Genomic DNA, 15,467 nt, shown 5'->3' with positions numbered 1-15,467 from the left:
TATTACAGCGGGCATTATGCGGATTTGCGAACTACCGCACTACGATGCCTTTAAGGCAATTTGAGGCAAGAGGGCGGCAGCACTATTTCGTGCATCATGGTCAACGGAAATCGCGTCATCGGCCGACGTCAGCGGCGCGAGATTCCCTGCCCTCACCCAGTTGTTCAGGGTGGCTTCGACCAGTTGCGCAATCCCGCCGAACCGGATTCTCTGCGCGACGAACGCCGCCACAGCGACCTCGTTTGCCGCATTGTAGACGGTGGTCGCACCATTGCCGGTACGCAGCGCGTCATAGGCAAGTTTCAGTCCGGGGAACCGCTCGTAATCAGGTGCCTCGAACGTGAGCGAGCCGATTTTGGCAAGATCCAGCGTCGCGGCACGTCCGGCGATGCGATCCGGCCAGCCGAGGCAATGCGCGATCGGCGTGCGCATGTCGGGCGTTCCGAGCTGCGCCATGACCGAGCAATCCGAGAATTCGACCATGCCGTGAACGATGGACTGAGGATGCACCAACACGTCGATCTCGTCCGGCGACAGAGCAAACAGATAGGAGGCTTCGATGACCTCCAGCCCCTTGTTCATCATCGACGCGGAATCGATGGTGATCTTCTGGCCCATGCTCCAGTTCGGATGCTTCAGCGCCTGCGCCAGCGTCGCCTGCGCGATGTCGGCGGCCTTCCAGGTCCGGAACGGGCCGCCCGACGCCGTGATGATGACGCGAACCAGCTCTTCGCGGTTGCCGGAGGCGAGCGCCTGAAACAGCGCGTTGTGTTCCGAATCCGCCGGCAGAATGCACGCGCCCGCCTTGGCGGCGCGATCCATGAAGAAGTCACCGGCGCAAACGAGGCATTCCTTGTTGGCGAGCGCAATCGTGGCGCCGCGGTCAGCTGCGGCCAGCGCAGGCTTCAGTCCGGCCGCACCGCTCACCGCAGCCATCACCCAATCGGCCGGACGTTCCGCCGCCTCGATGATGGCGCTCTCGCCCGCACCAAACGCAATGCCGGTTCCAGCCAGAGCGTCGCGCAATTCACCGAGCTTCGACGCATCGGCCACGGCGACAAACCGCGCATTGAATTCCTTCGCGAGCTTGGCCAGTCCCTCGACGTTGCCGTTCGCGGTCAGCGCCTCGACCTGATAACGCTCGGGCGACGCCCGCAGCAGATCCATCGTGCTGTCGCCGATCGAACCCGTGGCGCCCAGCACTGTAATGGACCTCACGGCGGATGCCGCAGCCTTGTTGTTACGCAACGGAACAGCGTTCATCATATCACCAAACCATGAAACCGCGGCCGACGCCATCAAGGCCGCCGCGCATAAAGCCAATGAGGGCGGCGAAAACAATCGCCGCAACGAAACCGTCGAGCCGGTCCAGCAATCCGCCGTGACCCGGAATGATGTGGCTCGAATCCTTGACGTCGAAGCGGCGCTTGACGGCGGATTCGAACAGGTCGCCGAACTGCGAAACAATCGACAGCACGGTGCCGAGCAGGAGCATCGGAAGCATCTTGCCGAAACCGAGCAGCGCGAAGGCCGCCGCGATCACGAGACTGAGGACCAGGCCGCCGATTGCGCCCGCCCACGTCTTCTTCGGGCTGACGCGCGGCCAGAGCTTCGGTCCGCCAATGCCGCGCCCTGCGAAGTAACCGCCGATGTCGGTCCCCCATACAATGAGAAGAACAAACATCAACGCGACAAACCCGAAGTCCGCGTCGCGCCGGACGACAATCGAAGCGATCAGCGCGGCAGCGGCATAGACCAGCCCGCTTGCAACCCATCCGCGCCGTTCGCGCACGAGACCCGCGGCCAGCACAATTCCCATAGCCACGATCCCGAACGCGAGGTCCGTCCGCCGCAGCATCAGACAGATGCCGGCAACGGCGAGTGAGACGATGCCGACAGCAGCAACCAGCCTGTTGCCGGAGACGCCGGCGATCATCAGCCATTCGAAATACAGCAAGGCCGCGGCTGCGATCACGATGCAGGCCCAGGGCCAGCCGCCGATCCACGCGACGGCGATGGTCAGCGGTGCAAGCACCAGCGCCGCGACAACGCGCATGTAGAGATTGCTCGACCCTTTCGCGGTATCGGGTGTGACTGGGGTCTCCGGGGCCACGCCGCTCACGATCCGGTTTTGGCGACCAGCCCGCCGAAGCGGCGCTCGCGGGTCGCGTATTCGGCAATCGCGCCTTCGAGCGCAGCCTTGTCGAAGTCCGGCCAGTGAATCGGGACAAACACCAGTTCGCTATAAGCGGCCTGCCACATCAGGAAGTTTGAGAGACGCTGCTCGCCGCTGGTGCGGATAATCAGATCGGGGTCCGGAATGTCCGAAGTATCAAGATAGCCGCCCAGCACCTCCGGCGTGATCGTCGCCGGATCGCGCTTGCCCTCGGCGGCTTCGCGCGCAAGCCGCTGCGCCGCGTTGGCGATCTCCTGCCGCGATCCGTAGTTGAAGGCGACGACCAGCGTGAGCCGGGTGTTATTCCGCGTCAGATCCTCGGCTTCGGTGAGCAGCGCGCAGATGTCGGACTCAAGTCCTTCGCGTTCACCGATGACGCGAACACGGACGCCATCGGCATGCAGCGTCGCCAGATCGTTGCGGATGAAGCGGCGCAGCAGGCCGAACAGATCGCCGATCTCGCTCGCGGGCCGCGACCAGTTTTCGGAACTGAACGAAAAGATCGTGAGAAAGGAAATCCCGAGTTCGTGCGACGCGCGCACTACCTTGCGAAGCGCATCGACTCCGCGGCGGTGTCCTTCGGCGCGAGGCAATCCCCTCGCCGCCGCCCAGCGTCCATTGCCATCCATGATGATCGCGACATGCCGCGGCGCATCGGCACGATCCGGTTCTCCTGGCTTTGGCATGGCGCCGTTCGACATTGGCGATCTCTTAAACCGTGAGAATTTCTTTTTCCTTGGTCGCAAGCGCCTTGTCGACGTCAGCGATGGCGGCATCGGTGACCTTCTGAACGTCGTTCGAATGGCGCTTCTCGTCGTCCTCGGATATCTGATGATCCTTTTCGAGCTTTTTGAGGACATCGAGTCCATCGCGGCGCACATGACGAACCGCTACGCGCGCGGCTTCGGCATACTTGTGCGCGACTTTCACCAGCTCCTTGCGGCGCTCTTCGTTGAGTTCAGGAATCCGCAAGCGGATGACCTGACCTTCGGTCGCCGGGCTGAGGCCGAGGTTTGAATTGACGATCGCGGTCTCGACCGCCTTCACCATCGACTTGTCCCAGACCTGCACCGACAGCAGGCGCGGCTCGGGCACACTCACGGTGGCCACCTGATTGAGCGGCATGTGGCTGCCATAGGCCTCGACCTGCACCGGCTCGACCATCGAAATCGCTGCACGGCCGGTACGCAATCCGCCCAGCTCGTGCTTGAGCGAGGCAATGGCGCCTTCCATGCGCCGCTTCAGATCGTTGATATCGAAATTCCCGGCCGTCATGCGATGCTACTCCTTCAGTCTGACGCGGCTCAAACAATTGGCCGCATCGCGTATCTTATTGTTCGGGCGCAATTTTTCGTCTTCGCGCCACCGCGGCCTCCGCGCCTAGCCGGAGACAATCGTGCCCTTGCCCTTGCCGCTCAAAATAGCGCCGATAGAGCCTGGCTCGGCGATCGAGAACACGATGATAGGCAAGGACGTTTCGCGGGCAAGCGCGAAGGCCGTCGCGTCCATCACCTTATAGCCGCCTTCCACCGCCTGAGAATGGCTCAGCCGCTCGAATCGCTTGGCGGATGGGTCCTTCTTCGGGTCAGCGCTGTAGACCCCGTCGACATTGGTGGCCTTCAGCACCGCCTGCGCCCCGATTTCGGATGCACGCAATACCGCCGTGGTGTCGGTCGTGAAGTATGGATTGCCGGTGCCGCCGGCGAGCAGCACGATGCGGCCTTCGGCGAGATACCGATGGGCCGCGGCGCGGGTGAAAAGTTCGCTGATCTGCGGCATCACGAACGCGCACAGAGTGCGGGCCGACTGGCCCTTGCGCTCAAGCGCCGATTCCAGCGCCAGGCAATTCATTACAGTGGCGAGCATGCCCATCGTGTCGCCGGTGGTACGGGACACGCCACGCGAGGAAACTTCGACACCGCGAAAGATGTTGCCGCCGCCGACGACGACGGCGATCTCGACGCCAAGTTCCCGCGCCTTGATCAGGTCGCTGGCGATCCGGTCGATGGTGGGCTGGTGAATACCGAAGGATTGGTCGCCGGCGAGATATTCGCCGGAAACCTTGACCACGACACGCCGATAAGCCGGTTCAGCCATACGATCGCTCACTCATTCGAATTGAACGCATTCCAGAGCAAAACGGGGTGTCTTGCAGAATGCGCTCAGAATCCCGATCGGCGCGCGTCGTCTCGTTACCCCTGACCGGCAGCGGCGGCGACTTCAGCGGCGAAATCGGATTCCTGCTTCTCGATTCCCTCGCCCAGAGCATAGCGCACAAACCCGGCAACCTTGATAGGCGCGCCGACCTTGCCCTCAGCTTCCTTCACGGCCTGCGCCACGGTCTTGGCGCTGTCGTGGATAAACGCCTGCTCCAGCAGGGTTACTTCCTTGTAGAAGGTCTTGAGGCCCGATTCGACGATCTTGGCGATCATCGCATCCGGCTTGCCCTGCTGGCGATACTTGTCCGCCATCACGTCCTTCTCGCGGGCGACCAGCACGGGATCAAGACCCGCCGCGTCGAGCGCCTGAGGGTTGGAGGCGGCCACGTGCATCGCGATCTGACGAGCCAGGACTGCCAGCTCATCCTTCTTGCCGGTGGATTCCAGCGCGACAATCACGCCCATTTTGCCGAGACCGTCGACCACGGCGCCATGGACGTAGCTTCCGACAACGCCATCGCTGACCGAAAGCTCGGCCGCGCGGCGCAGCGTCATGTTTTCGCCAATGGTCGCAATCGCATCCGCGATGGCGCGATCGACGTCGAATTCACCTACCTTGGCAGCCTTGATCTTCTCGACGTCCGCGCCTGCCTTGAGCGCAACCTGGCCGATCATCTTGACCAGGCCCTGGAACTGCTCGTTGCGCGCAACGAAGTCGGTCTCGGAATTGACCTCGACGAGCACGCCCTTCTTGCCGTCGGTGACGGCTGCGATCAGGCCTTCGGCTGCAACGCGGCCAGACTTCTTCGCGGCCTTCGAGAGGCCCTTCTTGCGCAGCCAATCAACCGCCGCATCGATGTCGCCCGCGGTTTCAGTGAGGGCCTGTTTGCAATCCATCATGCCCGCGCCGGTTTTCTCGCGCAGATCCTTGACCATTGCCGCTGTGATTGTTGCCATTGCCGGATGTCCTTTGCCTGTGCGGGCCGCGCGGCGCAGCGATTGCTGGCTAGCCGGATTCGACGCGCAGGATTTTTCTAGTCGGGGAATGTCGCGGCCGGATGAACCGGCCGCGGGATACGTTTAAGGCTTATTCCGCTTCCGCGGTCAGCGCCTTGGACTGGGCGACCCAGCCGTCGGCACGCGCCGGCAAGCCGACTTCTTCGCCGATCTTGTGAGCGGTGTCGTGGTCGAGTTCGGCGATCTGCCAGTAGTGGAAGATGCCGAGATCGTTGAGCTTCTTCTCGATGGCGCCGGATACGCCGCTCAGCTTCTTGAGATCGTCGGCAACGCCGCGCGGACCCGCAAGACCCTGGAAGCCATCCGACTTGGCCGACTCGATGGCTTCCGGAATCGGATTGGCCATTGCGCCGATATCGATGCCCGCGCCGCCCTGAGCGCGCGAGATGCCGTCGATCGCAGCGCGGGCGATGAGATCGCAATACAGCGAGATCGCGCGGCCGGCGTCGTCGTTGCCGGGAACCACATACGAGATGCCTTTCGGATCGCAGTTGGTGTCGACGATCGCGGCGACCGGAATGTTGAGGCGCTGGGCCTCCTGGATCGCAATGTCTTCCTTGTTGGTGTCGATCACGAAGATCAGATCGGGCAGACCGCCCATGTCCTTGATGCCGCCGAGCGAGCGGTCGAGCTTGTCACGCTCACGCTGAAGCGTCAGGCGCTCTTTCTTCGTGTACTGGTGGCCTTCACCCGAGGCGAGCATCTCGTCGAGCTGGCGCAGGCGCTTGATCGAACCGGACACGGTCTTCCAGTTGGTCAGCGTGCCGCCGAGCCAGCGCGAATTGACGAAGTACTGCGCGGAACGCTTGGCGGCTTCCGCCACGCCGTCCTGCGCCTGGCGCTTGGTGCCGACGAAGAGGATGCGGCCGCCCTTGGCAACGGTGTCGCTGACAGCCTGCAACGCGCGGTGAAGCAGCGGCACGGTCTGAGCGAGATCGATGATGTGAATGTTGTTGCGGGCACCGAAGATGTAATCCGCCATCTTCGGATTCCATCGGTGAGACTGGTGACCAAAGTGAACGCCAGCTTCCAGAAGCTGACGCATAGAAAATTCAGGTAGCGCCATGGTTCAATTCTCCGGTTGGTTCCTCCGGAAGCGTGTGAGCAAACGAACTGCAAGAAAAATGACTTGCGTCCCGGTTGCCACCGGACGGCTTTTTAGAGCCATGCTTCCGTGTGAGATGCGCGGCTTATAACCGCCGCGCCGCGTCGAAGCAAGGATTTATGGCCGTTTTTCTTGGTCTTCAAGGCCCCGCAGAATGCCGGCTGGAGCGTGGTCCAGCCGGCATCGCATTCAGCATTTTGGAACATTCGGCGGACATCGCTTGACCGGAGCCGGTCTGGGCGGTGGGGCCGCCCGTGGCGGCGCTGCGGGGCGCGGCGGAGCCATTTGGGGCCGAGGCGCCATCTGGGGTCGCGGTGGCGGTGCCGCCGGCCGTTGGAACTGCGGTTGCGGACGCGGCGCCATCTGCGGCTGGGGCCGTGGGGCCACGGCGGGCCGCTGGAATTGCGGCTGCGGGCGTGGAGCCGCCTGCGGGAGCCGCTGGAACTGGGGCTGCGGCCGTTGAATCTGCGGGCGCGGCGCTATCCGAGGCCGTGGCTCGGGCCTCTGGAATTGCGGACGGGTCCGCTCCGGACGAACCTGGGGGCTTGCCGCTGGCCCTGACGGAGCGGCAGTTCCCGGCTGAACCGAAGGCCGAGCCAGGCCCGGTCTGGGACTGCGGTCGGGACGGCCCGGACGGCGATCCTGTCCCGGTTGCGGGCCCGTGGCGCCGGGCGCGGGCAACGTGCTGGGCAGAGGCCGGACGCCCGGCCCGGTTCCCGGAGCCTGCCCCGGCAGCACATTGCCCGGACGGAGATTGTTACCCGGCCTGACAGTGCCAGGTTGGACCTGGCCCGGCTGGACCTGGCCCGGACCACCCGGACGGCCGGTGCCCGGCAGAACGCCCGGAGGTGCCGCGACCTTGCCCTGGCGAATCAGGTTTGCACGCCGCGTCGCCGACGGCGGCAACGCCGGAGCAAATGCCGGACGGGTCGTCGCCACGACGCCCGGTCCCGGCCTGAGCTGCCCGCCCTGCCCGAACTGGCCGCCGGGTCTGCCCGTTCCGATCGCTCCGGCCGGCGGGCGCCGGTTGATGACGCTGTTGATGACTTCCCTGTTGTGGATGTTCGTGAACAGGAAACGGTTGATCGGCGGACGCACGTAGATCGGCGGCCTTATGAAGACCGGGATCGGAATGAACACCGGCTGCGGCAGGTAGTAGACATCGTCGTAGTAGATCGGCGGATCGAGCACGACGAAATCTTCCGGCGGCGGCGGCAGGAAGAAGATCGGCGGCGGTGGCGGCGGCGCGAACGCAAACACCGGATCGTCGAACATCAAGTATGGCCGATCGACATACTCGTATTCGTAGTCCGGCGGCGGCGGCACATCATAGGCATATGCGTCGAAGGCCGGCGGCGGCTCGAGCGCGGCAGCGATATTGGCAAGCCGGCGGCGCGCATCGGCGGCATGCGGTCCCTTCGGATAGCGCCTGAGATAGGACCAATAGGCCTGCTGCGTGTTCGCGCGATAAGTCTGCCGCCATGTGATCGCCTCGCGGCGTGCGGCGACGATCGCCCTCACCCGCTTCGCCATCGGATCGTCGGGATAGGCAGCGAGGAAGGCTTCGTAGTCGGCAATTGTGTCGCGCTCGAGCGCCGCCGTGTAAGCCTCCTGCGCGCTGAAATCGCGAATGGGCTTCGAGCGCGCGGCGGCGTCCTGATTGGCCTGAAGCGGCGGTGCGTCCGGCGCGCGATCGAAGAACACGAAATCACCTTCGAGCTTCTGCGCATCCCATGGTACCTGCGCACCCTTGGTCACCTCGTTCACGCGCAGCCGCACGCGGTTGAAAACCTCGGGAAGCGAAATGCCGCCGGTGCGCATCATCTCAGCCAGCGCCTGCGCGTAAGGACCGTAGTTGCCGGTGGGGTTCGGGGCCACCGTGCCCGGCGCGGCGTTAAACGCGATCAGACCTTTCGGCTCCGGCTCGATCAGTGCGAGACCACCGGCGAGCGGCTGGCCTTCCTTGGCGAACGGAGAATTGTATGCAGCGTCGAGCACGACGATGTTGGCCCTGAGCGGCAGCGCCGACAACTGGCGCACGTAATCGCCGATGCGAAGACCCTCGACCGGAACGTCGGTGTCGCGCGCCATGCTGGCGTCGACGGGCACAAAGTAATTCTCGCCCGCGAGTTGCAGGCCGTACCCCGCAAGATAGACAAATGCGACCGTATCCGGTCCCGCCGCTTTCGCCTTCTTGATGAAGTCGCCGAAGGTCTGGCGCAGTGTTTCGCCATCGAGGTCGCGCGCGCCGACCACATCGAATCCGGCGGCCTGCAATGTCTGGGCGATCAGACCGGCATCATTGGCCGCGGTTGCAAGCGGCGCGCTCTGATAGTTGCCATTGCCGATCACCAGCGCGATGCGGCTTTGCTGGCCCTGCGCGGGCGGCGGGGTTTGAGCGTGAAGGGGTAACGCCATGGCCATGAAAGCCAGTACAGCCGCAACGCCGAAGAACCTGCTCATTCCGCGCATGACATCATTCCCGTTCAGCCCAACGGCGCAGTCAATCCTGCGCCGCATGAACATTGTTTGAACGAAAGATAGTCGGAATAAGGCGGCAGCCCCGAAGGGCAACCTTTAAGGGCAATCGTCAGATTGTCTGCACGTCTACCACGCCGGAGACCGCCTTGAGCGCGCCGGCGATCTGGGGCGACACCTTGAACTTGCCCGGCAGCTTCATCTCCACCTCGGTCTGGAGATCGAGCATCATGATCAGCGTAACCTCGCCGTCGCCTGCCGGCGGCCCGGAAGACGCTTTCGCGGGCTGAAGCTTGTTGCCCCCGCCGGCTGCGGCCTGATGGCCTTCCAGACGCTTGGCGATCGACTCCAGCGGTTTGTCGTCGCGCACGAAAATGCGCAGGCCCTTCTGGGTTTTGGCAGCGGCATCGTCGAGCGGTTCGGCATGCAGAATCCGTGCGCGCACATCCTCGCCCTGTAGTTCCGCGCCGATCTGCATGAGTACGGCCGTGCCCGGTTCAAGTACGTCGCGATACTGCGCCAGTCCTTCCGAGAACAGCACCGCTTCGAAATGTCCGGTGGGATCGGACAGCCCGATGATTCCCATCTTGTTGCCGGTCTTGGTGCGCCGCTCCATCCGCGACACCACCGTCGCGGCGACGCGTCCCGCAGTCGCGCCGGTTTTCACCGCGCGGGAGAACTCGCTCCACGACTGCACGCGCAGCCGCTTCAACGCAGTGGCGTAATCGTCCAGCGGATGGCCCGACAGGAAGAAGCCGATGGCGTCGTACTCACGCCGCAGACGGTCTGCCGGCAGCCATGGCTCGAGGTTCGGAAGCACGATGCTCGGCGCATCCGCCATGCCGCCGAACATGTCGTTCTGTCCGATGGTTGTGGCTTCATGGCTGCGCTGACACGCCGCGACAATGGCGTCGGCGCCCGCGAACACCCGCGCGCGATTTGCGTCGATGGTGTCGAACGCCCCCGCCGCCGCGAGGCTCTCCACCACGCGCTTGTTGATCGCACGCGGGTTCACACGCGAGGCGAAATCGGCCAGCGAGGTAAAGGGCCGGTCGCCCCGCGCCTCCACGATCATCTCGACGGCTTGCTGGCCAACACCCTTGAGCGCGGCGAGCGCGTAATAGATCGTGTTCTCGCTGACCTCGAACGTCGCGCCCGAGCGATTGATCGACGGCGGTTCGACCTTGATGCCAAGCCGCTGCGCCTCGGCGCGAAACTCCGACAGCTTGTCGGTGTTGTTCATGTCGAGCGTCATCGACGCCGCGATGAACTCCACCGGATAGTGCGCCTTCATGTAGGCGGTCTGGAACGACACCAGCGCGTAGGCGGCGGCATGGCTCTTGTTGAAGCCGTAGTCCGCGAACTTCGCGAGCAGTTCGAAGATCGTCTGCGCCTGCCCCTTCGGCACGCTGTTCTTCGTTGCGCCGGCGACGAATATCTCGCGCTGCTTGTCCATTTCAGCGCGGATCTTCTTGCCCATCGCGCGGCGCAGCAGGTCGGCGTCGCCGAGCGAATAGCCGGCCATGACCTGCGCGATCTGCATCACCTGTTCCTGATAGATGATGACTCCGAAGGTCTCCTTCAGGATCGGCTCGAGCATCGGATGCATGTAGTCCGCCTCTTCGTCGCCGTGCTTGCGCGCGCAGTAGGTCGGAATGTTCGCCATCGGACCCGGGCGATAAAGCGCCACCAGCGCGATCAGGTCCTCAAGCCGGTCGGGCCGCATGTCGACCAGCGCGCGCCGCATCCCCTGACTTTCAACCTGGAACACGCCGACCACTTCGCCGCGCGCCAGCATCTCGTAGCTTTTCTTGTCGTCGAACGGCAAATGCGCAAGATCGACGTCGATCTTGCGCTGCTTCAGCAGCTTCACCGCGACATCGAGAACCGTCAGCGTCTTCAGGCCAAGAAAGTCGAACTTCACGAGGCCCGCGGGCTCGACCCACTTCATGTTGAACTGGGTGACCGGCATGTCCGATTTCGGATCGCGATACATCGGCACCAGTTCGGAGAGCGGCCGATCGCCGATCACGATACCCGCGGCGTGGGTCGAGGCGTGGCGGGTCAGGCCTTCGAGGCGCTGCGCGATGTCGAAGGCCCGCGCGACCACCGGGTCTTCGTCGCGGAACGCCTGCAACTTGGGTTCGCTGGCGATGGCCGCCGACAGCGTCACGGGCGCGGCCGGATTCTGCGGCACCAGCTTGGTGAGCCGGTCCACCTGCCCGTAAGGCATCTGCAACACCCGACCGACGTCGCGCAGCACACCACGCGCCTGCAACGTGCCGAAGGTGATGATCTGCCCGACCTGCTCGCGGCCGTAGCGTTCCTGCACATAGCGGATCACCTCAATGCGGCGGTCCTGACAGAAGTCGATGTCGAAGTCCGGCATCGACACGCGTTCGGGGTTAAGGAAACGCTCGAACAGCAGACCGAACCGGATCGGATCAAGGTCCGTGATCGTCAACGCGTAGGCAACCAGCGAGCCCGCGCCCGAACCACGGCCCGGTCCCACCGGAATGCCATGCGACTTCGCCCACTTGATGAAGTCCGACACGATCAGGAAGTAGCCGGGATATTTCATGCGCGTGATGACGTCGATCTCGAACGCCAGCCGCTTTGCGTAGTCTTCTTCCGTTGTACCCGGAGCAAGACCGTACTTTTGCAGACGCCAGGCCAACCCCTCCTCGGCCTGACGCCGCAGTTCGACGGCTTCATCGCTTTCGGCATCCGCGGCGTTGGCGCTTCCGACCACCGTGAAGCGCGGCAGGATCGGCTTGCGCGTCTTGGGACGGAACGAGCAGCGCCGCGCGATCTCGACGGTGGACGCCAGCGCTTCCGGCAGATCGGCGAACAGCACGGCCATCTCGGCGCGAGTCTTGAAACGATGGTCCGGCGTCAGCTGATCGCGGTCGGTTTCCGACACCAGACGCCCGCCCGCGATGCAGAGCAGTGCGTCGTGCGCCTCGTAATCGTCGGCGCTGGCGAAATACGGCTGGTTGGTCGCGACCAGCGGCAGGCCCATGGCATAGGCCATGTCGATCAGTGCGGGCTCAACGCGGCGCTCGCTATCAAGTCCGTGGCGCTGCAATTCGATGTAGAGCCGGTCGCCGAACAGCTTCGCGAGACTATCGCAGCGCGCCTGCGCCAGCGCGGGCTGATCGGCATTGATGGCCTGCCCGATCGGCCCTTCCGGCCCGCCGGTCAGCGCGATCAGCCCGGCGGTCTCGCCCTCCAGCCACTCGATCTTGATGTGAGGGGTCTGATTGACCGGCGTTTCCAGAAACGCGTGGGAATTCAGCTTCATCAGGCTGCGGTAGCCGTCCTCGCTGGTCGCGAGCAGCACGAGCCGCGCAGGCCGAAGCGCATTGCGTGCGCTGGTATCCTGGTCACCGAAATCGACTGTCACCGCGCAGCCGGTGATCGGCTGGATGCCGTAACCGGCGAGCTTGTCGGAAAATTCCAGCGCACCGAACATATTGTCATTGTCGGTCAGCGCCAGAGCAGGCTGATGGTCAGCCTTGGCGAGTTCCAGGAGCTTGCTGATGGTCATCGAGCCTTGCAGCAGCGAATAAGCCGACTGCACATGCAGATGGACAAATCCGGGGTCGAGCGCGGACGACTTCGGCGAAACGGTTTTGGACATGCGGACCTTGGCAACCTTCGCAGCGATTCACCGGCGCGATGAACCATTTGCGACGACGGAACGACTCATGTGGGTCGATGGTGGTGCCTTGTACAACAGGTGTCCACGCTACAGACGTGGACCCGTCGATCTATGCCGGATCCATCATCGTTTTCCCCAGCCCCGGCTATTCCGAGGCCGGGCAAGTCACTACATCTCAAGTCACTACATCTGAGGAATGACCTGCGCCCAGATCGCAATCATTCCGACGAAAAGCACAACCGAGGTCAGCGCAGCAGCTTCTTCAACGAATGTCTTCAACATGACCGAACTCCCTATCGACGCTCCAGCGACTCCATGAGAACGTAATAAGAACATTGTTCCTTTTTTGTTCTCAGAGTCAAGCGCCGGAAATCCGGCCTCACGGGTAGGCTCCAGCCAATGCTAACAAAACGTAAACGGCCCGCAACTTTCGCAAATCCATCAACAGCTACGCAGGAACGTGAGTTGACGGACGCGGTTGGAAACAGTCTGGCTCACAACCTCAAGACACACCGGGGATCGACCCGGCAGGAGAACATCATGCGCAGTACCCTTTTGGCCCTCGCCGTGCTTGGCGCCGGCTTCGCCGTCCAGTCAGCCCCCGCCGAAGCCCGAGGGAATTATCCGTTCTGTTTGCAGGGCCGGGATATTGCCACCGGTCAGGGCGATTGCAGCTTCGCGACCTATCAGCAGTGCCAGGCGACCGCGGCAGGAACTTACGCGGGCTGCTACGCAAATCCGTATTTCGCCTATGACGAAGAGCGGGTGTATCAGCCGCGCCGCCGCACGCAGCGGTCCTACTACTGAATTGCCGGGGTCAGTCGAGCTCGATGACGTGACCGTCCTGGAGCGAGACCCGGCGGTCCATTCGGGCCGCCAGATCCATGTTGTGCGTCGCGATCAGCATCGCGACGCGCGTCGCTCTCACAAGCTGGGTCAAAGCGTTGAAGACGTGGTCAGCGGTATGCGGATCGAGATTGCCGGTCGGCTCGTCCGCCAGCAGGACACGAGGCGCGTTGGCGACCGCGCGCGCAATCGCCACACGCTGCTGCTCGCCGCCTGATAATTCCGCCGGCCGGTGCGTCACACGTTCCGCCAGTCCGAGATACGCCAGGATTTCCTGCGACCGCTTCACGGTCTCCTTGCGCGGCAGGCCGCGGATCATCTGCGGCATCATCACGTTCTCGAGCGCCGAGAACTCCGGCAACAGCCGGTGGGACTGGTAGACGAACCCGATATCGGTGCGGCGGATCTGCGTCCGCTCGACGTCGGACAGCCCCGAGGTCGCGGTGCCACCGACATAAACCTCGCCCTCGTCGGCCTGCTCCAGCAGACCGGCGATATGAAGCAGCGTCGATTTGCCGGTGCCCGACGGCGCGATCAGCGCGACGGACTGTCCCTCCCACAGCGCCAGACTGGCGCCGTCGAGAATGGTCAGCGTGGCTTCGCCTTGTTTGTAGCGCCTGCGGACGTCGTGCAGATAAACGACCGGAACGCCATTTTCCCCCTGCTCCATCTGTGTACTCATTCGTATCTGAGCGCTTCGATGGGATCGAGACGCGCGGCGCGCCATGACGGGTACAGCGTCGCCAGAAATGACAGCGTCAGCGCCATGATGACAACGGCCGCGGTCTCTCCGACATCGACTTCGGCCGGGAGCTTGGAGAGGAAGTAGAGTTCGGGCGAAAACAGTTCGGTGTTGGTCATCCAGGAGATGAACTGCCGGATCGTCTCGATGTTCAGACAGATCACCAGTCCCAGCAGGAAGCCGACAAGCGTTCCGACCACGCCGATGGCGGCTCCAGTAATCAGGAACACCCGCATCACCGAGCCCTGCGACGCGCCCATGGTCCGCAGGATCGCGATGTCGCTGCCTTTGTCCTTCACCAGCATGATCAGGCCGGAGACGATGTTCAGCGCCGCCACCAGCACGATCAGCGTGAGGATCAGGAACATCACGTTGCGCTCGACCTGTAGCGCATTGAAGAATGTGGAATTTCGCTGCCGCCAGTCGACCAGGAAGATCGGCCGCTGTGCCGCCTCCGTCACCGATTTGCGAAAGACATCGATCCTGTCGGGATTGGTCGTGAAGACCTCGATGGCGGTGACGTCGTTGGCCCGGTTGAAATAGGCCTGCGCCTCGGTCAGCGGCATGAACACGAATGACGCGTCATACTCCGACATGCCGATCTCGAACACCGCCGCCACTTTGTATGGCTTGATGCGCGGCGTCGTGCCCATCGGCGTGACCGCGCCGCGCGGCGACACCAATGTGATGCTGTCCCCGGCCCGCAGCGACAACTGGTCCGCGAGCCGGCGGCCGATGGCGACGCCCTGTCCCTCGTCAAACCCTTCCAGCGTGCCCTGCTTGATGTTCTTGGCGATCGACGTGACGGCGTTGAGATCCTGCGCGCGGATGCCCCGGATAAAGACGCCGGCGGCATTGAACGGCGACGAGCCGAGGCCCTGTCCGTCAACCACCGGCGCCGCGAGGCGGATGCCGTCGGACTTGCTGATGCGCTCGGCGACGTCCTTCCAGTCGGTCAACGGCGATTCCAGCGGCTGGACAACGATATGGCCGTTCAGGCCGAGAATCTTGTCGAGCAATTCCTTGCGAAAGCCGTTCATCACCGCCATCACGATGATGAGCGTCGCCACCCCGAGCATGATGCCGAGAAACGAAAAACCGGCGATGACTGAAATGAAACCCTCTTTGCGGCGCGCCCGCAGATAGCGGGTCGACAGCATCCATTCGAATGGCGCGAAAGGTGGGGTCCGAACTGGCTCGCTCATGTTGGTTCCATAGTCCGGATTTTCACGCGAATCGGGCTAATTCTAGTCGCGGCCCGCAGCGACCGCGACCTTACC

General features: G+C 63.4%; 12 protein-coding genes. 1 reads left to right on the top strand and 11 read right to left on the bottom strand.

Annotated features, from left to right (window positions below):
- Positions 1 to 39: 39 nt before the first annotated feature.
- From dxr to dnaE, 9 genes are all read right to left on the bottom strand, one after another.
- Positions 40 to 1,263 carry a 1-deoxy-D-xylulose-5-phosphate reductoisomerase gene (gene dxr / locus AC1Q6J_RS11030; protein ID WP_492279443.1) on the bottom strand — a complete coding sequence of 408 codons (1,224 nt, stop codon included), beginning with the start codon at positions 1,261 to 1,263 and terminating at the stop codon, positions 40 to 42.
- Between the two features lie 4 nt (positions 1,264 to 1,267).
- A complete protein-coding gene (locus AC1Q6J_RS11025; protein ID WP_492279442.1) occupies positions 1,268 to 2,056 on the bottom strand; it encodes a phosphatidate cytidylyltransferase in 789 nt (262 codons plus the stop codon).
- A 62-nt stretch (positions 2,057 to 2,118) separates the two neighbouring features.
- On the bottom strand, positions 2,119 to 2,877 hold the full coding sequence (locus AC1Q6J_RS11020; RefSeq protein WP_492279359.1) for an isoprenyl transferase: 759 nt from the start codon (positions 2,875 to 2,877) through the stop codon (positions 2,119 to 2,121).
- 10 nt (positions 2,878 to 2,887) lie between these two features.
- On the bottom strand, positions 2,888 to 3,451 hold the full coding sequence (gene frr / locus AC1Q6J_RS11015) for a ribosome recycling factor (protein WP_492279358.1): 564 nt from the start codon (positions 3,449 to 3,451) through the stop codon (positions 2,888 to 2,890).
- A gap of 105 nt (positions 3,452 to 3,556) precedes the next feature.
- Positions 3,557 to 4,273, bottom strand: a complete 717-nt coding sequence (gene pyrH, locus AC1Q6J_RS11010) for a UMP kinase (protein ID WP_492279357.1) — start codon at positions 4,271 to 4,273, stop codon at positions 3,557 to 3,559.
- 95 nt (positions 4,274 to 4,368) lie between these two features.
- Positions 4,369 to 5,292, bottom strand: a complete 924-nt coding sequence (gene tsf, locus AC1Q6J_RS11005) for a translation elongation factor Ts (protein ID WP_492279356.1) — start codon at positions 5,290 to 5,292, stop codon at positions 4,369 to 4,371.
- A gap of 130 nt (positions 5,293 to 5,422) precedes the next feature.
- Positions 5,423 to 6,418, bottom strand: a complete 996-nt coding sequence (locus AC1Q6J_RS11000; protein WP_492279355.1) for a 30S ribosomal protein S2 — start codon at positions 6,416 to 6,418, stop codon at positions 5,423 to 5,425.
- A gap of 228 nt (positions 6,419 to 6,646) precedes the next feature.
- Complete coding sequence (locus AC1Q6J_RS10995; protein ID WP_492279354.1) at positions 6,647 to 8,929, bottom strand: caspase family protein; 2,283 nt, start codon at positions 8,927 to 8,929, stop codon at positions 6,647 to 6,649.
- A 118-nt stretch (positions 8,930 to 9,047) separates the two neighbouring features.
- Positions 9,048 to 12,578, bottom strand: coding sequence for a DNA polymerase III subunit alpha (dnaE, locus tag AC1Q6J_RS10990; RefSeq protein WP_492279353.1), 3,531 nt, complete (start codon positions 12,576 to 12,578; stop codon positions 9,048 to 9,050).
- Positions 12,579 to 13,139: 561 nt separating this feature from the next.
- Between dnaE and AC1Q6J_RS10985 the strand changes: the two genes are divergently transcribed.
- Positions 13,140 to 13,406 carry a DUF3551 domain-containing protein gene (locus tag AC1Q6J_RS10985; RefSeq protein WP_492279352.1) on the top strand — a complete coding sequence of 89 codons (267 nt, stop codon included), beginning with the start codon at positions 13,140 to 13,142 and terminating at the stop codon, positions 13,404 to 13,406.
- A 10-nt stretch (positions 13,407 to 13,416) separates the two neighbouring features.
- Here the strand turns inward: AC1Q6J_RS10985 and AC1Q6J_RS10980 are convergent, their stop codons facing one another.
- Positions 13,417 to 14,115: an ABC transporter ATP-binding protein gene (locus tag AC1Q6J_RS10980; protein WP_492279441.1), complete on the bottom strand. Its 699-nt coding sequence runs from the start codon at positions 14,113 to 14,115 to the stop codon at positions 13,417 to 13,419.
- 8 nt (positions 14,116 to 14,123) lie between these two features.
- Complete coding sequence (locus AC1Q6J_RS10975; RefSeq protein ID WP_492279351.1) at positions 14,124 to 15,392, bottom strand: lipoprotein-releasing ABC transporter permease subunit; 1,269 nt, start codon at positions 15,390 to 15,392, stop codon at positions 14,124 to 14,126.
- Positions 15,393 to 15,467 lie beyond the last annotated feature (75 nt).

It is taken from the genome of Afipia sp. MLSD5-FHT05B12 (genome assembly GCF_058793355.1).
The sequence above is the reverse complement of the archived record's forward strand: the minus strand, read 5'-3'. Positions and strand labels throughout refer to the sequence as shown.